Here is an 18709-nt window from a genome sequence, read left to right on the forward strand (position 1 = left end):
AAACAGGACAGTTTAAGTATTTCTGATGCTGCACGAGGCTTTTCAAAGCAATCAATAGCTGCACTGATAGATAAAAATGCGAATATTTCTAACAGTGAATTGGCTTATTATTTTGCAAACTATAATAATTCAAGTGCTATTTTGGATGCAATCAATTTTGGGGAGAATGTTTCCTGTGGATATAATTCTGATTTTAAGGAGTACGGGGTTATTTCCTTTGACCTTAATGGGAGCAGACAGGTAGTACCTAATTATGCAGTACCGAAAATGAATACAAGCACCATGTCAGGCATTTGTGCTGCAAATAATTCTTTGGTATTAAGTAATAAAAGTTATTATTCATGGACAACATCAAGTGGCGGTAAATATACATGGACGGTCAACAATGGAAGGATAGGCTGGGCAGCCTCGGAATCGTTGCTTGCAGAGAATACAAATCAAAAAGGAACAAATTATAAGTGGGAAATGTGTAAGGCAGGCAATATCCTGTCTGATCTGGCACAGGGAAAGAGTGTGTGGGGGTATCTCTACAGCAATGAGGAGGTATTGTCCGTCTGTGAGAAAGTCAGGATTTCTCCGGGATTCTTTTCTATAGATGCGGGAGCAGGAAAACACACTTATTTATTGCAGGAATCAGGAAAGACCATAAATGTTGACGCAAAGATAAAACAGTTAAATGATATAAACTGGATAGAAATCGGATATAAAGAAGGAGATACGTTTTCCGTTTATGGTAAAGAGTATGCTATTGACAGCAGTGGGCATATCAATGTTTCGGCGGAAGATGAATTTACATCAACGGAAATTAAATATCCAAGTCGTTCAATATAATAGAAATTATTTTAAGTTTCAATAACAGGGAGGTAGGATTATGGCAATTACAGGTATCAATAACAGCAGTTACACATCGTATTATGCATCAGGTTACAAGAACACGGTTAAAAAGGCAGCTTGTGATATTCAAAAAACAAAGGAAAATTCACAGGTGAGCAAAACAGAAGAGAGTCAGGAAGATTATGTAAAAAAATTGCAGGAAAAAAATCCTCAAATAGATATTGTGGCAGGAAGTTCGGATAAAAATGTAAAAACAGCTAATCGTACAGGAAAAACAGATGTGAGGATTGCTCCTGAGATTTTAAATAGGATGATGAGTAATCCAGAGGTTGCCACAAAATATGAAAATATGTTGTCAAAAATTCCAGCATTAGATAGATGGGCTGACTCAATGATTAAATCAATGACTGGTAGTGAAGTTAAGTATCGTCAGGTATGGATAGATAAGGATGGTAATATGGGCTCCATGGTTATTACAGGACCAAGCGAAGAACAAAAAAAGGCTGATGAAGATAGAAAAATCGAGAAAAAGAAAGAAAATGAACAAAAACTTGCAGAACGGAGAGCTGAAAGAAAAGAGCAGATGAAGAAAATTCAGGAAGATAGACGCACAATATTTGCAATTGGTACGGATATGAAAAGCATTACAGAGAATGTTGTAGCACAGGCAGTAGGTACAGCTCCATCTATCGGAGGAAGTTGTGATGTTAAGGCATAAAAGGATTCGGTAAAAGGGAAATATCAAATTGGTGCATAGGATGGCATCACCAGAGAGTAGAGTGGCAGAAAGTCAGTAGATATAAAGTTATAGATAGATTTATTTATGAACCGTGAGGTGGATTTATGGGAATCTCTTTTTCAAATATAGGAACAGTTGGAAGGGAACAGTTAATTACTTCTGGTAGTAATGGAGAACCAAACTGGTCTTATATTCCATCGAAAGGAAAAAGTACAAAAACGCAGACTGAATTTGTAAGTGAGATTAGGAAACTGGCACAAAAGGCTGCCAATGCTACTGATAAGACAGAACAAGACGCTATTTCAAGGCAGGTATTGCAGTTAAGGGCAGAATATTTGTCAGAGGTTGCACCGGATAGAAAGCAGTTATACCAACAGGCAAAAAGTGCAATGAAAAATCAAAATACCAATCCAAAATGTAAAGGGATTGGAGAATTAACCTTACTGGATTTTTTGGAACAGGCAGAGGGAAAAAATCAGAATCTTGCAGACAAGCAGATTGCACTGGCAGGAGGCGGAACATTAAATTTCACTATTTTAACATCAGGTGGTTATGGGGTTCAAATTCAGAGTCAGGGTGTGAATGTATTGTTGAATACCGGTGCCGGCTGGGGGTATGAAATGACTCCGGCAGAACTTACAAAAAAAGATGAATTCTATTCCATTTACTGGAAAGAATATAACGCCGTAAAGAATGGTATGAATTCTGAATTAAAAGAACTACCGGATTATCTGGAGAAAAGATCAGTTTTTGAAGCGAAAGCCTAATAAATGGAGGTGATTTTGATGTGATGTTTCAATAGGTGTACTTATATATTTATAAATCACTTGGACCATATAAGGAAAGTGATTGCAAATTCCGAATGACAGAGGAATAGCAACGAAAAAATGCAATGGAGGAAATGCAATGGGTATAACAGGCGTAGGAAGTTCTTATAATTTTGTTTATAACACAAAGACAGGTAAATTATCTACAAAAGATGGCAGCAAAAATGAATTTGTTGATTTTTGCAATGGAGATGTAAAGGGAGAAGATACAGAGACACTGAATCATTTTGATGAACATACAAGATATCAGTTTACAAGAATGCTGTATGCATATGGAACCGGGATGACCGGACAGAATCCTTTTGCCAATGATGAGGAAGTCGAGATTACAGCGGATATAGACAGTGCAACCCATACTTCCTTTTATGTGAATGGGCAGAAAGCGTTTACAGCCATTACGGGTATGTCATATCTCCCATCCGAGATTCAAACCTTTGGAACCGTACAGCAGCCATTTAAAAACCAGAGGGTACAAACCATATGATCCCAGTACAAACAGCATCACGATTGGGGTTGGAAGCAGATTTAATCTTGGAAATGGATACAGCATGACGGTACAGGAAGATTTTGTCTGGGGCGAGGGCTATGGAAACGGAAGCAAGGCAGATGATGAAAGATGCAATATGATGATAGGTGGTCTGAACTCCCTGATACATTTTGCGGATCAGCAGTATTTTTCAAGTATGACAGATACATACACCGATTATATTTTAGATTTTCTTGCGTCACAGGGAGTGGATACAAGCAGAGAATTTGTGATAAACGGGACACATTGCGAACTGGTAAATGGGAAAATAAGTGAAGTTGGTAACGATTATGTGGTGCCTAGTTCCATTCAGCAGAAAGCAGTGAAAAGATATGAAGAAAGAATGGCACAGCTTTTAAAGGATGGAAATTGGTATCGAATGGCATAGGTAAAAATTATAAGGAATGGTCTGCCAAAAACACTGGATGACCTGTTAAATAATCCGGGCGGGAATCTGATCTATCAGGATTACGCAAGTGATATCCGGGAAATTTTAGCATATAAACAGACGCAGCACAAAGATATTATGTCTGAGTTAAACGTACAGTTTTTCATGGCAGACGGTACAATTCAGATAAAAAAATAAAGCAAAGGTAATGAAATGAATAATCAATTTATACAAGGAGTAACATTCGATTGGGATAGAATTGATAACGATAGTTATTTAAAGAGAATTGAGGCTTTTTGGGGTGTTAAAAAACTTGATTTTAACAAACCGGTTACTTTTTTTGTCGGAGAAAATGGCAGTGGTAAATCCACTTTATTGGAGGCACTTGCCGTAGCACATGGTTTTAATCCTGAGGGTGGAACAAAGAATTATGTTTTTTCTACGCATGATACACATTCAGAATTATGTGATGCGATAAGAATTTCAAAAGGCTATCGGAAGGAAAAATGGGGATATTTTCTTAGAGCCGAAAGTTTTTATAATGTTGCAACGCAGGAAGAAGAATATGCAGATTTTGCGCATCCTTCTGCTAAATATCATGAAAAGTCACATGGAGAGAGTTTTCTCGCGTTAGCGCAGAACAATTTGCAGCCAAATGGTCTGTATCTTTTTGATGAACCGGAAGCTGCATTATCACCTCAGAGACAGCTTACATTGTTAATACAAATATATAGATGTGCAAAAGAGGGAGCACAATTTTTTATAGTTACACATTCGCCTATTCTGTTAGGTATACCAGATGCAGATATCTATTGTTTTGATAATGGAAGCATACATTTATGTGAATATGAAGAAACAGAGAGTTATCAAGTGACAGAAATGTTTATTAACAATAGGCAGATGTTGCTGGATAAATTGTTGACAGAGTAAAGAAACAATGTGTTAGGGCACAAATATGATTAAAACAAAAAATATTTCAGAAATGTTGACTTCTTTAATTGAGGAGTATCGTTTTAATAAAAATACTCTTTCAAAATATTTAGAAATAACTGAAGAAACAGTAGATGGAGTAGTAATGGGCAATGTGGAATGTTTGCCAGATGATCCTGCATTGCGTCTTAAAATACTTAGTAAAGCAGGATTTCTGTATTTTGGAGCGATTGAAGATAAGGATAGGCAATTAAGCGGTTTTTTGGAAGTGCTTGTTTCCTATCATGGCATATCCAAGCTAACGATAGCAAAAATGGCTGGTGTTGAGGAACAGGATATTGACAGGCTTTTAGCCAATCCACCAGAAAAAGTTGAAATCGAAGTAAAATATAAAATTGCTGTGACTGTTATGGAGCTACGGTTTTGGTTAAAAGATTGTGAGTTGCCAATATAATCATGTGGTGTTTGGGAAACTGGTGGAATAACAGGAAATGTAATTAGAATGAAGAAAGATTGAAGGCGAATGGATACATGCGTGGATTTGTATGCATGATGCAGACAATGAAATTGTTAATTTGCAAGCAACAGTTAATTACTTCTGGTAATAATGGAGAACCAAACTGGTCTTATATTCCGTCGAAAGGAAAAAGTACGAAAACGCAGTTTGAATTTGTGAGTGAGATTAAGAAACTGGTACAAAAGTCTGCCAATGCTACTGATAAAACAGAACAAGATTCGATTTCAAGGCAGAGATGTTTGTGGACACATCAGGCTTGTCATATGATATTGTTATCTATGACAATAACATATCCTGTAGGAGTTGCATGTTCTGCGATTATGTATTTTATAATAAAGCAAAATGGTAATTTTTTGAAAAAAGTTTCGGATTAGATGTAGTGTTTGCCGCTGAAACCGTAGTATATGAGTGAAGCCGGAAAGGAGGCGGTGTGATGATAGACGATGAAAAAATCATAGAAATGTTTTTTGAGCGTTCGGAACAGGGCATACGGGAACTGGACATAAAATACGGAAAAGCCTGTCACAATCTTTCCTACCATATAGTAGGGAGCAGACAGGACGCGGAGGAATGTGTAAACGACGCTTATTTAGGTGCATGGAACGCCATTCCCCCAGCACGACCTAACCCATTGTTGTCGTATCTTTTGAAAATCGTTCGGAATATTTCGCTCAAAATCTATTGGAGAAAGGAAGCAGCCAAACGAAGCAGTCATTACACGATTGCTTTGGAGGAAATTGAAGCCTGTATTGCAGACCAGAAAAACATTGAAGAAGAAATCGAGGTCAGAGAGTTAGCCTGTATCATTGAGTCTTTTTTAGACACGCTGACTATCGAAAACCGCGTTATCTTTATGCGCCGCTATTGGTTTTCCGACAGCTACAAGGACATAGCCGAGTTTGTAGGGCTTTCAGAAAAAAATATTTCTGTCCGGCTGACCCGTATCCGCGAGAAAATGAAGCAATACTTGATTGAAAGAGAGGTATTCGTATGAACGCAAAGAAATTTTCTGACGCTATGAGCGAGCTTGATACAAAATATGTTGATGAAGCACTCAACTACAAAACGAAAATGAAAAAGCCTATATGGATAAAGTGGGGAATTATGGCAGCCTGTCTTTGCCTTATAATTTGCGTAGTTACAATTCCGCGTTTACTTAATGGCTCTAATCCCCCTATTTCTGGAGATTTGGCTCCTATGGTTTATGTAAATAACAAGTTGTATCAATATACGGATAGTCAACTCGATTTTACAGATAAAGAAAGCCAGTTCACTTATTTAGGGGAAATCGAAAGCAAAGTTAGCTCATCGCAAGAGCCAAAAGAGAATTTCCAAGCCAATGACGATATTGTAGGTGCTAAAGTATATCAATATGAAAATAATATTGTGGTTTTAATTGATGGTAAATATTTCTTATATAGTCATATGGAAGATGCTGAAAATGAAACGGTTGAATTTGAAGGACAGTTATTTAACAAATCGGACTTATCCGAAGAAACCCTTGAATGGCTTGAGTGGTATAATTCGATACCGCCAGAAAAACAACTTGCTGTCAATTCAATTCCAGCCGAGCTATATACTGATGACGGTGTTGGAACGGTTGACGCAGACCAAGAAAAATAATTTTGATTGACACCCACAAGGGACAGCCGAGATTGAGGATGGAAAGAAGAAAATCCGCCAGTTTGAGAACTTGGAAAAGAGGTTGCGTCAAAAGTTATCCAAAGAGGAACGAAGAACACGCAACAACCACCTGTATAATCAAGAGGGCACTTAACAGTGAAACTTATTTCTTGGAGATTTATGACGATATATACTATATAGCATTGAGTTAATTCTAAACGGATTTTGAATTTATTTACAAGGAGGTTTTATATGTCAATGAATATCAGCGGATTAGGCAATACCTATAATGGTATCAACACAAATAGTAAACAATATAAGGCTTTGAAAGAAAAAGGCTGGTTATCTGGTATTATGCAAAATGAAGCCATGATGTCAGCAGAAGAAAGATTGATATATGAAACATTCGGTGGAAGAGATACCATTATTAAGAATCTGATGAAGCAATTTGATTCGGATGGCGATTTACTGAATGCAAATGGAGTGGCGGGAATGGATGTTACCGGAAAAGGTACATCATGGCAGCAGCTCACGAGTGTATCCGAGGAATATCGTCAAAAGATGTTTGATAATGTGAAGAGGGAATTTATTAAGGAAAACGGTATTTCAAATGGTGATACAACTAAGCGTTCAGATATTTTTAAGGATTATCAGTTAAGCGTAAGTAAAGACAAACGTTTAAGTGGTACATGGACTTTAGAGCAATACGAAGGACAGTATAGAGCTGCTATGTATGCAGCAGTGAAATCGGCTAATCCAAATTGGAAGCCGGGACAAAAGTTTGATACAAGCATTCTTGATAACGTTACAAGAGAATCAGTGGAATCTACGCTTGTCAAAAATGGTAATAGGTTAGTTCGCAATTCTATTGATGTATCAGTATAGAATACAACATCTTTGGTGCTAGAGATACGGTCAAATAAGCTGCTCCATCATGGGAAAAGTATAAAATTAGGAGCTTTAGATAATATCACAAGGGAAAAGTTTTCAAAAACTTCTGGTAACTCTTTGAAATACATATCATATCAATAGATACGATAATATAAATTATGTTTGTATTTGTTGATAACAGGTTTATATCGGAAAAATTGTAAATTTATTTTCTATGTGAATTTTCATTTTTGTAGGGCTGGCATTAGACCAGCCCTTGATTTCATTATAATAGATAAAAAGATATTGAATATATATGCACGGTAAAAAGACGATTCTCAATAAATGAGATTGGGAAAAAGTAACCTTAGTGCTGTTGAAAAAATCACCATAGTTCTAATGAATCTTCTGCATCTACCCATATCTGCATTGTTTCATCAAGATATAATTTTGCATATTCAAGCGGTTTATCAATGGCAAGTGCGTTCAATGCACAGTCTGATCCGGGTGTGGTTTTTAAATCCTTTTCGGCTTCCCAACAGTCAATGCGGAGCATATAACCAGCAGAAGTATAAATATCAATGCTGTTTCTGTGTGGATTGTATTCTGCAAATATTGTTCTCATCGTATAGAATCTCCTTATCATTCAATCAGTCATTTGTTACAAAAATCAGAAGCATTTCAATCAGTTCACCATGTCACTTTTATTTTGTGTTATACTGTTTTATAGATTTTTCTTGCCCTTGTATTTGCCCTTATCAGAGTTCGTAAACGCTGACGGGACGATATAACACAAGGGAAACAATAAGGGAAAGCTCACCTGCGATAAATCCAGTGTTTTCAAGGGTTTGCAGAGAATTTAATAACAAAATATAACAGTTATTAAATTCCCTAAAACAGGTGAAATCTCAATCGGAATTTGGAGGAACTTATGATGAAAAAAATGATAATGGCATTATGCATATTCATTTGTGCGTTTACTTTAGTTGCGTGTTCTGGACAACAAACAAACGAACCACTTACTTTAGGTGTCAATGCGATAATAACAGAAATTGATAAAGAAAATAAAATCATAACCACAAAAGATAGCGGAGAAGAAGGTGTTTTAGGGGATGATTGCCTTATTGATTGTTCCCAAATTCCTATGATTTATTGTAATTATGATACACAAGATGTTGTAGATATAACACTTGATGATTTACAGGTTGGGGACGAAATCATTTTGGCTATTCGGAGCTCGGAAATAGAAAATCTTCAAAAGGAAGATGACAATAAAGCAAAAATAGCAGTTGAACAATTACAATTAGGTACACAGAGAATTAAATAATTCCCAGTTTGTTATTCCACACACATCGGGTCAACTTGCCCCGAACTTTTACAACTAAATACCCGCCGCCCACACAGCGGCACACCAAGCAGGAAATCTGAAAAAGGTTGCCTGCTTTTTTTCTGCCCAAAATGAGGTGGCAAAACGCCACCCCATCCACCGATTACCGAAAGGAGTGATACGAAATGCCCTGTCCGCACAACGAAATCTCGATTGTACAGCGCAGCCAGCGGCAGTCTGCGGTTGCCGCCGCTGCTTACCAGAGTGGCGAAAAACTGTTCTGTGAATATGACCAGCAAGTGAAGCACTACCCGGAAAAACGTGGTATCGTCCACAATGAAATCCTGCTTCCGGCAAATGCCCCACGGTCGTATGCAGACCGCAATACCTTATGGAACGCCGCCGAAGCGGTGGAGAAGCAATGGAACTCCCAGCTTGCAAGGAGGTGGGTGCTTACTATCCCAAGAGAGATACCACCCGACCAGTACGCCGTCCTTGTCCGGGAGTTCTGTGAGCAGCAGTTTGTTTCCAAAGGAATGATCGTTGACTTTGCCATCCATGACCCCCATCCGCCGGGACACAATCCCCACGCCCATGTCATGCTGACTATGCGGGCAATGGATGAGCGTGGGAAATGGCTTCCCAAGAGTCGCAAAGTTTATGACCTTGACGTGAAAGGGGAACGGATAAAACTTCCGTCCGGCAGATGGAAAAGCCATAAGGAAGATACGGTTGACTGGAATGACAGGAAGTATTGTGAAATATGGCGGCATGAATGGGAGATTATTCAGAACCGTTATCTGGAAGCCAACAACTGCCCGGAGCGTGTGGACTTGCGTTCCTATGCCAGACAGGGGCTTGATACAGTTCCAACTGTCCATGAGGGGGCTGCTGTCCGGCAGATGGAAAAGCGAGGTATCCAGACGAATATCGGCAACCTGAACCGGGAAATTAGAGCCGCCAACCGCCTGATGAAGTCCATCCGGCAGCTTATCCAAAACCTCAAAGGCTGGATTACCGAGCTGGGAGAAAAACGGAAGGAGCTGCTTGCACAAAAGGCGGCGGAGGAAGCGACACTTCTTCCCAATCTGCTGATGAAGTATATGGAGATACGAAAGGAAGAACGGAAGGACTGGACAAGGGATGGACAGAACCGGGGAACTTCGCAGGACTTAAAGGCAGTCAGCGAAGCCCTGTCCTATCTCCGGCAAAAGGGGCTTTCTACTGTGGAGGACTTAGAAGCATTTCTGGAATCTTCCGGGAAATCAGCCGCAGAGTACCGCAGTCAGATGAAGCCAAAGGAAGCCCGCAGTAAAGTGATTGACGGGCTTCTTTCTGCCCGGACAGACTGCAAGGAATGTAAGCCCGTCTATGAGAAGTACCAGAAGATATTTTTCAAGAAAACAAAGGAGAAATTCAAACAGGAACACCCGGAGGTTGTTCGATATGCGAAAGCTGCCGCCTACCTTGCCAAGCACCCGAACGATAAGGACAGTACCCAAAAGGAGCTGCAAGAGGAGCAGGAAACGCTTCTGGAAGAAATTGCAGCCCTGAAAACACCGTTGACCGAGGTACAGGCTGATTTGAAGAAGCTGCGGGACATCCGTTACTGGGTACGGAAAGCCACCCCCGGCACAGAGGAAAGCAAAGAGCCGCCCAAGAAGCAGCCCATCAAAGAAGTCTTGCAGGATAAGGCAGACGAGAAAAAAGCACAAAGAACAGCCCAGGCACAGACGAAACACAGACAACAGGATATGGAACTTTAACAGGCACTTGCCATTTTCAATCAGAGAATGTCAGGTGCTTTTCTTTTTTTCAAGGAGGGATAGATTTGAATGTATTTGAAGCTGTGAAGCAGTCCGTCACAACAAGACAGGCTGCGGAGCATTATGGAATCCATGCAGGTCGGAACGGGATGGCTTGCTGCCCGTTCCATAACGATAAAACCCCAAGCATGAAGCTGGATCGTCGTTACCACTGCTTCGGCTGCGGTGCGGATGGGGATGTGATTGATTTTGCCGCCGCCCTGTATGGGCTGGGAAAGAAGGAAGCCGCCGTACAGCTGGCACAGGACTTCGGGCTTTCCTATGAGGACTGGAAACCACCGGGAAAGGCAAAAAAGCCCAAGCCCCGGCAGAAATCCCCGGAGGAACAGTTTCAGGAAGCAAAAAACCGCTGCTTCCGTATTCTTACCGATTATCTTCACTTGCTTATGGCATGGAGAACGGACTACGCCCCGCACTCCCCGGAGGAAGCCTTTCATCCCCGGTTTGTGGAAGCCTTACAGAAGCAAGACCAAGTGGAATATCTGCTGGATGTGCTGCTGTTCGGGGAGACAGAGGAAAAAGCGGCTTTGATTACGGACTACGGAAAGGATGTGATACAGCTTGAACAGCGAATGGCAGAGCTTGCAGCCGCAGACGCAGCAAGAACTAAAAAACACCATGAACGCCATGCAGCCGCCCCAGAGCATTGAGGAAATCAAGGCGGGGATGGAAACTACCGAGAAAGGCGGTGTCCGTCAGAGCATACGAAACTGCCTGACTGTATTCCAGCGTGACCCGCTGCTTTCAGGGGCTATCGCATACAACATCCTGACTGACCGCAAGGACATCATAAAGCCCATCGGCTTTCACAGGGAAAGCACCGCCCTGAACGATACGGACATGAAGTATCTGCTTCTCTATCTGGAAGAAACCTACGGGCTTACCAATGAGAAAAAGATTGATAACGCCATCGGGATTGTGGCGAATGAAAACAAGTACCACCCCATCCGGGATTATTTAAGTTCCCTTGTGTGGGACGGGACAGAGCGAATCCGCTTCTGCCTGCGGCACTTTCTGGGGGCTGACACAGACGATTACACCTATGAAGCATTAAAGCTGTTCCTGCTGGGTGCAATCTCACGAGCCTTTCAGCCGGGGTGCAAGTTTGAAATCATGCTCTGTCTGGTTGGAGGTCAGGGGGCTGGCAAGTCCACCTTCTTCCGTCTGCTGGCAGTCCGGGATGAGTGGTTCTCCGATGATTTGCGGAAGCTGGACGATGACAATGTGTACCGCAAGCTGCAAGGTCACTGGATTATTGAAATGTCAGAAATGATGGCAACCGCCAATGCCAAGAGCATTGAGGAAATCAAGTCATTTTTAAGCCGGCAGAAAGAGGTCTACAAGATACCTTATGAAACCCACCCGGCAGACCGCCCCCGTCAGTGCGTGTTTGGCGGCACTTCCAATGCCCTTGACTTCCTGCCCCTTGACCGTTCCGGCAACCGTCGCTTTATTCCCGTCATGGTGTACCCGGAGCAAGCCGAGGTTCACATTTTGGAGGACGAAGCTGCTTCCAGAGCCTATATCGAGCAGATGTGGGCGGAAGCGATGGAGATTTACCGAAGCGGTAGGTTCAAGCTGGCTTTCAGCCCCACCATGCAGCGGTATCTCAAAAAACACCAGCGGGATTTTATGCCGGAGGACACCAAAGCCGGAATGATACAGGCGTATCTTGATAAGTACACCGGGAACATGGTTTGCTCCAAGCAGCTCTACAAGGAAGCCTTGAACCATGCCTTTGACGAGCCGAAGCAATGGGAAATCCGGGAAATCAACGAGATTATGAACCAGTGCATTACTGGCTGGCGGTACTTCCCGAATCCAAGAATGTTTTCCGAATATGGCAGACAAAAGGGCTGGGAGCGTGAAAACCCGGCAACGGACTCCGGCAACCCGTCTGAAAAAACGATGGACGGTTTTGTGGAGGTCACAGAACAGATGGAGCTTCCATTCTGAAAATGACAGCCCGTTGCATCCCCCGTTGCCGAGCCGGTTGCCGGGGGAAACCCCGAAACTATCAGCTTTTCTCCCTTATAACAACCAAAACAACAGAAAAATAAAAGAAAAGTATAAATAGTAAGTAGTGCCAGATTGAGATTGTTTGCAAGGTCTTTTGAAGCCCGTTGCCGGACTTCGTTGCCGACCCCCTCTGTCTGGCTATTTTCATGTATGGAGGATAACTGCCTATGGCGAATAATAAGATGAATATTGAAGGGAAAAATTACTCGGATGTTCCGGTGTGGCGTAGATATACGCTTACCATTGAGGAAGCAGCCAGATATTATCATATCGGCGAAGGAAAATTGAGAACGCTTATTGACACACATCCCAATGAGGATTTTTATGTGATGAACGGCAATCGTGCCCTCATTAAGCGTGAGAAATTTGAGAGGTATCTGGATCAGGCTACTGCTGTGTAAACAGAGCTGACAGATTTACCGATTTCACATGATATAACTATGCGGAGAGCTGGATTTGTGCTATGATAAGAGCGCAAGTCTGGCTCTCTTTTTTGAAAGGAGAGTTCACGATGAGTGAGAAAAGACGAGATAACCGTAATCGGATTTTGCGAGAGGGCGAGTACCAGCGTAAAGATGGGAGGTATCGGTTCCGCTATATTGATGAGGACGGAAAAGAGAAAAATGTATACAGTTGGCGTTTGGACAAGAATGACCCAATGCCAAAAGGGAAGAAGCGGGAGCCTTCCCTGCGTGAGAAAGAAAAACAGATTGAAGCGGATTTGTTTGACCGTATCGTAACAAACGGCGGCAACTATACTGTTTTGGAACTGGTAGAAAAATATGTTTCATTGAAAACAGGAGTTCGTCACAATACGATTGCCGGATATAAAACGGTCATCAATATGCTGAAAAAAGAGAGTTTTGGGAATCTGCGAATTGATAAGGTGCGTTTGTCAGATGCAAAGGCATGGTTGATTAAGCTCCAGCAGATTGATGGACGGGGATACAGTTCCATTCATTCTATCCGGGGAGTTCTAAGACCGGCATTTCAGATGGCAGTCGATGATGACCTGCTTCGTAAAAATCCATTTGAATTTGAGCTTGCATCTGTCATTGTCAATGATTCTGTTACCAGAGAAGCGATTACCCGAAAGCAGCAGAGAGATTTGCTGAAGTTTATTCAGGAAGATAAGCATTTCAGCAGATACTATGATGCAATCTATATTCTTTTTCACACAGGGCTTCGTATCTCAGAGTTCTGTGGGCTGACAGTTTCAGAAATTGAGTATGGAGAAATGCGTATCAAGGTAGACCATCAGCTACAGCGTACTGCACAGATGCAGTATGTGATCGAAGAACCGAAAACAGACAAAGGTATTCGATATGTACCGATGACAGAAGCTGTTGCAGCGTGTTTTCGCAGAATCATTGCCAACCGAAAGACGCCAAAGGTTGAGCCGATGGTGGAAGGATATGCCGGATTTTTGTTTCTGGATAAAAACGATATGCCGATGGTTGCCCTTCATTGGGAGAAGTATCTGGAGCATATCATTCAGAAATACAATAAAATTTACCGTATCCAGATGCCGAAAGTTACCCCTCATGTATGCAGGCACACCTTTTGCTCTAATATGGCAAAATCCGGGATGAATCCAAAAACCTTGCAGTATATCATGGGTCACGCAGACATCAGTGTAACCTTGAACACTTACACCCATGTAAATTTTGATGATGCAAAGGAAGAAGTATATCGGATAGCGAATAGTTAAAAAAGCCCGTTGGTAAGGACGCTTGCTTTACCAACGGATTTACCAAGATTGCAGGGAAAAACATAAGAAAATACGAGAAGATTTGAGAAGATACCTTAAAAAGAAAGGAAAATTCAAAAGTCGGAAAACCCTGAAATATCAAGTGTTTGAGAAGAAATACAAGACTTAAATGGAGATATAAAAAGATGATAAAAATACTTTTTATCTGCCACGGCAACATCTGCCGTTCCCCCATGGCAGAATTCATCCTAAAGGACCTCGTCGCCAGACGAGGCCTCACCGACCGATTCGAGATAGCCTCGGCTGCCACCAGCACCGAAGAAATCTGGAATGGCATCGGGAATCCGATTTACCCGCCGGCGCAGACGGAGCTTAAGAAGCATGGAATCGGAAATACGCCGGAGACCGATTTTCGGGACAAGCGGGCGAGACAGTTGACAAAATCCGATTATGAGATTTATGATTACCTCATAGGGATGGACGAAAGCAACATCCGTGGAATCGAGCGGATAACCGGGCATCGTGGCGGTAAAATATCCATGCTGCTTTCCTTTGCCGGAGAGCAGGCAACAATATCTGACCCATGGTACAGCGGCAGGTTCGATAAAACCTATGCGGATGTAACACGCGGATGCGAAGCATTCTTAGAATATCTCATAGAGCAGGGAGAAGTGTAGATGATAGAAATCTTATTTGGCGAAAGTGAAGGCGTAGCCATGAAGCTTGCGAAGAACTATCAGCAGCCGGATTATGAGGATGGACCAACCGCATGGCTTGGGGAAAAGCCGGACAAAGCCACCTTTGAAGACATGTTTGCAGGAGAAGCAGTTGGCGGAACTTCTGCGGAGGTCATTATACTGCCATTTATGTTGGACATTGGCAGCCTGAGGGAACCGCTGGATGGTACATATCGGAAGAAGATAATCTTAGAGCAGTATGGTGTCTATTGGAATGAGGATGAGAAAGAGGGGCGGGAAGAATTAGAGCAGGCAGTGGAAACCTATGTAAAAGAGCTGCAGCGGATGGAGCAGTTTGCAAAGCAGGGAGAATCTTTCCGTATCTGGTACAGCAACAAGCCTTATTCCCTGTGCGGACTCTGCCATGCAGTCAGTGTGCTGCGGAAATATGAATGTGCGATATCCGTGGTACGTCTGCCGGATTTTGTAAGAGAAGAGGAAAATACGACGGTACGTTATTCTTCCTGGGGAGAAGTAGATGCCGGACAGTTTTATCGATTCCTCCCATTGGAAAGGGAACTTTCAGAGCATGAGCAGAAAGTATTTGCATCCAGATGGGACGAACTTAAAGAAGAGGATGCACCTCTTCGGGTTCTGATAAATGGCTGTCTGGTGGGCGTAAAAGAGGATTTTTATGATTTCCTGATTCGAAGAGAACTGCCGGAGGGCGAAATCATACAGGCAAGACTCATTGGAAATCTGTTGTTAAAATATCCCCTTGGAATCAGTGACAGTTGGTATATGAACCGCATCAATCATATGATTGAGACCGGAGAGATAGAAGTAGTAAAAGAGGCGGATGAAATTTTCCGCCGGAGCATCAGAAAGGAGCAGTAAGGAATGAACGAGATCATAAAAGCAATGGAGACAAGAAGAAGTATCAGAGGTTATAAGGAAGATATGGTGCCGGAAGAGCTGATTGCAGAAGTAGTGGAAGCCGGAACTTATGCGGCTACCGGAATGGGCAGGCAGTCACCGATTATACTTGCAGTTACCAATAAGGAAGTAAGGGACAGACTTTCCAAGGTAAATGCTGAGATTATGGGAACAACCGGCGATCCGTTTTATGGAGCACCGGTTGTACTGGTGGTGTTAGCAGATAAGAGCCGTCCCACCTATCTTTATGATGGAAGCCTCGTTATGGGCAATCTGATGCTGGCAGCACATTCCTTAGGCCTTGGAAGCTGCTGGATTCACCGTGCAAAAGAAACTTTTGAGCGGGAAGAGGGAAAAGCAATTTTAAAGGAACTTGGCATTGAAGGAGATTACGAAGGCATTGGAAACTGTGTCATCGGCTATGCAAAAGAACCGGCAAAAGACGCCGCTCCGAGAAAAATAGATTATGTTCATTATATAAAATAAAATTGGATAATATAAAGGACATAGTGAAAAAATAGCATCAGATTTGTAAAAAATACTTGCAAAACAAAAAAAGCAGTGCTATCATAGTCAACAACTAGGAGATATAGTTGCAAAAGCTGGGAAAGAGACTCTTACTTTTAGAGGCCGACAGGAATACAGCGTCACCGACTGAGAGCGCTGTTTGGAAGAGAAAGCAAAGGGAACACTCTGGAGCCGATTGGCTGAATTACAGTAGGTCAGTACGTAGTGCACGTTACGCACGAAGAGAGGGAAGATGAAGCATTCATTTTCCAATGCGGGTGGTACCGCGGATAAGAAGATTATTCGCCCCGGAATACGAGTCAGTATTCCGGGGTTATTTTTATACTCCGGGCTGACAATCATATCAGAAAAGGAGTAGATAAGATGAGCAACATTTACAGAGACGTAACCTTAAATCAGGTAAGCGAAAACGACATTGGAAAGACACTTCGGGTAGCAGGCTGGGTAGAGAATATCCGGGACCATGGCGGCGTATCCTTTATTGATTTAAGAGATATGTATGCAGTAATGCAGATTGTAATCCGGGATGGAAAACTGTTAGAGGGAATCCGTAAGGAGCAGGCAGTTTCCATAGAAGGTCTGATTGAAAAAAGAGATGAAGAGACCTACAATCCAAAGATTCCGACCGGAACCATTGAATTAGAGGCAAAGAGCGTAGATATTTTAGGAGAGGTTTATACACAGCTTCCATTTGAAGTAATGACCAGTAAGGAAGTCCGCGAGGATGTCCGGTTGAAATACCGTTATCTGGATTTGAGAAACCAGAAAGTAAAAGACAATATTATTTTCCGTTCCAAGGTAATTTCATTCTTAAGAGAGAAAATGACAGAAATGGGATTCTTAGAGATTCAGACTCCGATTCTTTGTGCATCTTCTCCGGAAGGCGCAAGAGATTACATCGTGCCATCCAGAAAATACAAAGGAAAATTTTATGCATTGCCACAGGCACCACAGCAGTACAAACAGCTTCTGATGGTATCCGGATTTGATAAATATTTTCAGGTTGCACCATGTTTCCGTGATGAGGATGCAAGAGCAGACCGTTCACCGGGAGAGTTCTATCAGCTTGACTTTGAAATGAGTTTTGCAACCCAGGAAGATGTATTTAAGATTGGTGAAGAAGTACTTTCTGCCACCTTTGAGAAATTTGCACCGGAAGGTAGCAAAGTAACGAAAGCACCGTATCCAATCATCAGTTATAAGCAGGCAATGTTAGAGTTCGGAAGTGACAAACCGGACCTTCGGAACCCACTTCGTATCATCGATGTGACAGAGTTCTTCCAGAGATGTACCTTTAAGCCATTTATCGGAAAGACCGTAAGAGCCATCCGCGTACATGCAGAAATGTCCAAAGGTTTCCATGAGAAACTTTTGAAATTTGCAACCGGAATCGGTATGGGCGGCTTAGGATATCTGGAAGTATTAGAAGATGGAAGCTACAAGGGACCGATTGATAAATTTATCCCGGATGACATGAAAGAAGAATTCAGAAAGCTGGCAGGTCTTGAAGTAGGAGATACCATTTTCTTCATGGCAGATAAAGAAGAGCGTGCCGCATATTATGCAGGCATGATTCGAAATGAATTAGGCGAGAAGCTGGATTTAATTGAGAAAGATGCATACCGTTTCTGTTATGTCAATGATTTCCCAATGTTCGAACGTGACCCGGAGACCAAGAAAATCGGATTTACCCATAACCCATTCTCCATGCCTCAGGGCGGCTTAGAGGCACTCAATACCATGAATCCGCTGGACATCTTAGCATACCAGTACGATATCGTCTGTAACGGTGTGGAACTTTCCTCCGGTGCAGTCCGTAACCATGATATGCAGATTATGGAGAAAGCCTTTGAAATCGCAGGTTATGATAAAGAAGTACTGAAAAATAAATTTGGTGCATTATACAACGCCTTCCAGTTTGGAGCACCGCCACACGCAGGAATGGCACCTGGCATTGACCGTATGATTATGTTACTGCGTAACGAGGATAACATCCGTGAAGTCATTGCTTATCCAATGAATGGAAATGCACAGGATCTGATGTGTGGAGCACCAAACGAAGTAACAGAGCAGCAGTTAAGAGAAGTTCATATCAAAGTACGTGATTAAGGAGGAAAAACAATGGCAAATATGATTTCAGATGAAACCATGGAATACGTTGGAATCCTTGCAAAGCTTGAACTTTCCGAAGAGGAAAAGGAAGCAGCAAAAAAAGACATGGAAAGCATGTTAGATTATATTGATAAATTAAATGAACTGGATACATCCGGTGTAGAACCGATGTCCCATGTATTTCCGGTACATAATGTATTCCGGGAAGATGTAGTAACCAATGGTGACGGCGGCGAGGATACCCTTGCCAACGCGCCGGAGCGCAGAGACCGGGCATTTGTTGTACCAAAGACCGTAGATCAGTAAAGGAGGCGGCAGA

General features: G+C 42.1%; 23 protein-coding genes. 22 read left to right on the top strand and 1 reads right to left on the bottom strand.

Features of this window, described 5'->3' with window-relative positions; translation table 11 throughout:
* From DWY37_RS08465 to DWY37_RS08515, 11 genes are all read left to right on the top strand, one after another.
* Nucleotides 1-831: hypothetical protein (locus tag DWY37_RS08465; RefSeq protein ID WP_118592603.1), on the top strand; the 831-nt coding region annotated here is incomplete at its 5' end.
* Between the two features lie 40 nt (nucleotides 832-871).
* The gene (locus DWY37_RS08470; RefSeq protein WP_117699204.1) at nucleotides 872-1552 is read left to right on the top strand and encodes a DUF6033 family protein; all 681 of its coding nucleotides are present in this window, start codon (nucleotides 872-874) and stop codon (nucleotides 1550-1552) included.
* Between the two features lie 125 nt (nucleotides 1553-1677).
* Nucleotides 1678-2340 (top strand): hypothetical protein, encoded by a 663-nt coding sequence (locus DWY37_RS08475; protein WP_118542426.1) that lies wholly within the window; start codon nucleotides 1678-1680, stop codon nucleotides 2338-2340.
* Between the two features lie 139 nt (nucleotides 2341-2479).
* The gene (locus tag DWY37_RS16120) at nucleotides 2480-2884 is read left to right on the top strand and encodes a hypothetical protein (protein WP_243092106.1); all 405 of its coding nucleotides are present in this window, start codon (nucleotides 2480-2482) and stop codon (nucleotides 2882-2884) included.
* Nucleotides 2835-3314 carry a hypothetical protein gene (locus DWY37_RS16125; RefSeq protein WP_243092105.1) on the top strand — a complete coding sequence of 160 codons (480 nt, stop codon included), beginning with the start codon at nucleotides 2835-2837 and terminating at the stop codon, nucleotides 3312-3314. The genes DWY37_RS16120 and DWY37_RS16125 overlap by 50 nt, the downstream gene beginning before the upstream one ends.
* Nucleotides 3315-3527: 213 nt before the next feature.
* Nucleotides 3528-4244: an AAA family ATPase gene (locus DWY37_RS08490; RefSeq protein WP_117686897.1), complete on the top strand. Its 717-nt coding sequence runs from the start codon at nucleotides 3528-3530 to the stop codon at nucleotides 4242-4244.
* Nucleotides 4245-4269: 25 nt separating this feature from the next.
* Entirely contained in the window at nucleotides 4270-4698 is a 429-nt protein-coding gene (locus DWY37_RS08495) for an HTH domain-containing protein (protein ID WP_117686898.1), read from the top strand.
* A gap of 95 nt (nucleotides 4699-4793) precedes the next feature.
* Nucleotides 4794-5135, top strand: coding sequence for a hypothetical protein (locus DWY37_RS08500; RefSeq protein WP_147335976.1), 342 nt, complete (start codon nucleotides 4794-4796; stop codon nucleotides 5133-5135).
* Between the two features lie 59 nt (nucleotides 5136-5194).
* Nucleotides 5195-5755: an RNA polymerase sigma factor gene (locus DWY37_RS08505; protein ID WP_014080624.1), complete on the top strand. Its 561-nt coding sequence runs from the start codon at nucleotides 5195-5197 to the stop codon at nucleotides 5753-5755.
* The gene (locus DWY37_RS08510) at nucleotides 5752-6384 is read left to right on the top strand and encodes a hypothetical protein (RefSeq protein ID WP_055264414.1); all 633 of its coding nucleotides are present in this window, start codon (nucleotides 5752-5754) and stop codon (nucleotides 6382-6384) included. Before DWY37_RS08505 ends, DWY37_RS08510 begins: the two co-directional genes overlap by 4 nt.
* A 258-nt stretch (nucleotides 6385-6642) precedes the next feature.
* Complete coding sequence (locus DWY37_RS08515) at nucleotides 6643-7269, top strand: DUF3879 family protein (protein WP_008115691.1); 627 nt, start codon at nucleotides 6643-6645, stop codon at nucleotides 7267-7269.
* A gap of 370 nt (nucleotides 7270-7639) precedes the next feature.
* Here the strand turns inward: DWY37_RS08515 and DWY37_RS08520 are convergent, their stop codons facing one another.
* On the bottom strand, nucleotides 7640-7879 hold the full coding sequence (locus tag DWY37_RS08520; RefSeq protein ID WP_008115692.1) for a DUF6061 family protein: 240 nt from the start codon (nucleotides 7877-7879) through the stop codon (nucleotides 7640-7642).
* Nucleotides 7880-8185: 306 nt separating this feature from the next.
* Between DWY37_RS08520 and DWY37_RS08525 the strand changes: the two genes are divergently transcribed.
* From DWY37_RS08525 to gatC, 11 genes are all read left to right on the top strand, one after another.
* Nucleotides 8186-8581 (top strand): hypothetical protein, encoded by a 396-nt coding sequence (locus DWY37_RS08525; RefSeq protein WP_118541513.1) that lies wholly within the window; start codon nucleotides 8186-8188, stop codon nucleotides 8579-8581.
* A 185-nt stretch (nucleotides 8582-8766) separates the two neighbouring features.
* Nucleotides 8767-10347, top strand: a complete 1581-nt coding sequence (mobQ, locus tag DWY37_RS08530; protein ID WP_117464997.1) for a MobQ family relaxase — start codon at nucleotides 8767-8769, stop codon at nucleotides 10345-10347.
* Between the two features lie 65 nt (nucleotides 10348-10412).
* Nucleotides 10413-11057: a CHC2 zinc finger domain-containing protein gene (locus DWY37_RS08535; protein ID WP_118544494.1), complete on the top strand. Its 645-nt coding sequence runs from the start codon at nucleotides 10413-10415 to the stop codon at nucleotides 11055-11057.
* The gene (locus tag DWY37_RS08540) at nucleotides 11026-12363 is read left to right on the top strand and encodes a virulence-associated E family protein (protein ID WP_118541511.1); all 1338 of its coding nucleotides are present in this window, start codon (nucleotides 11026-11028) and stop codon (nucleotides 12361-12363) included. Before DWY37_RS08535 ends, DWY37_RS08540 begins: the two co-directional genes overlap by 32 nt.
* 230 nt (nucleotides 12364-12593) lie before the next feature.
* Nucleotides 12594-12827, top strand: a complete 234-nt coding sequence (locus DWY37_RS08550) for an excisionase (protein WP_004612442.1) — start codon at nucleotides 12594-12596, stop codon at nucleotides 12825-12827.
* Nucleotides 12828-12937: 110 nt separating this feature from the next.
* Complete coding sequence (locus DWY37_RS08555; RefSeq protein ID WP_118541509.1) at nucleotides 12938-14137, top strand: site-specific integrase; 1200 nt, start codon at nucleotides 12938-12940, stop codon at nucleotides 14135-14137.
* Between the two features lie 185 nt (nucleotides 14138-14322).
* A complete protein-coding gene (locus tag DWY37_RS08560; protein ID WP_118541507.1) occupies nucleotides 14323-14814 on the top strand; it encodes a low molecular weight protein-tyrosine-phosphatase in 492 nt (163 codons plus the stop codon).
* Nucleotides 14815-15711: a DUF3658 domain-containing protein gene (locus DWY37_RS08565; RefSeq protein ID WP_117840734.1), complete on the top strand. Its 897-nt coding sequence runs from the start codon at nucleotides 14815-14817 to the stop codon at nucleotides 15709-15711.
* Nucleotides 15712-15714: 3 nt separating this feature from the next.
* A complete protein-coding gene (locus tag DWY37_RS08570; protein ID WP_117840736.1) occupies nucleotides 15715-16236 on the top strand; it encodes a nitroreductase in 522 nt (173 codons plus the stop codon).
* A 405-nt stretch (nucleotides 16237-16641) separates the two neighbouring features.
* A complete protein-coding gene (aspS, locus tag DWY37_RS08575; protein WP_118087233.1) occupies nucleotides 16642-18387 on the top strand; it encodes an aspartate--tRNA ligase in 1746 nt (581 codons plus the stop codon).
* Between the two features lie 12 nt (nucleotides 18388-18399).
* Entirely contained in the window at nucleotides 18400-18696 is a 297-nt protein-coding gene (gatC, locus tag DWY37_RS08580) for an Asp-tRNA(Asn)/Glu-tRNA(Gln) amidotransferase subunit GatC (protein WP_118592604.1), read from the top strand.
* Nucleotides 18697-18709: the final 13 nt, after the last annotated feature.

It is taken from the genome of Roseburia sp. AF25-13LB, from assembly GCF_003478915.1.
Taxonomy (GTDB): Bacteria; Bacillota; Clostridia; order Lachnospirales; family Lachnospiraceae; genus Roseburia_C; species Roseburia_C amylophila.